Consider the following 359-nt stretch of genomic DNA (forward strand, 5'->3'; position numbering starts at 1 on the left):
GTCGGTGACAGCGGCGGCAGCCGCCAGGAGGCCACCGGTCTCGCCTTCGTCGACGCGCTCGAAGAACTTTCGGGCGGTGCGCACACCGGAACCCTGTTCCTGAACGGTCAGCTCGGCTCCGAGCAGGACACCGTCAACGAGGCCGCCATCGGCACGCTCGACATGTCGATCCTGGCCATCAACAACGTCACGCCCTTCTCGCCCACCGTGGGCGTGTTCTCGCTGCCCTATGTCATCCTCAGCCTCGAAGATGCCGAGAAGCTGACCCAGGGTCCGATCGGCGCAGAGCTGACCGAGAACACCATCAACGACGCAGGCGTGCGTATCATTGCCTGGACCTACACCGGCTTCCGGCGCCT

The 359-nt window shown here is 65.2% G+C and carries 1 protein-coding gene; it reads left to right on the top strand.

All coding sequences use genetic code 11. The features are described 5' to 3' along the window. Nucleotides 1-359: TRAP transporter substrate-binding protein DctP (gene dctP / locus E0702_RS15910; protein ID WP_165927563.1), on the top strand; the 359-nt coding region annotated here is incomplete at both ends.

Origin of the sequence: Halomonas marinisediminis, from assembly GCF_004347715.1 — a bacterium.
In the GTDB taxonomy this organism is placed as follows: Bacteria; Pseudomonadota; Gammaproteobacteria; order Pseudomonadales; family Halomonadaceae; genus Halomonas; species Halomonas icarae.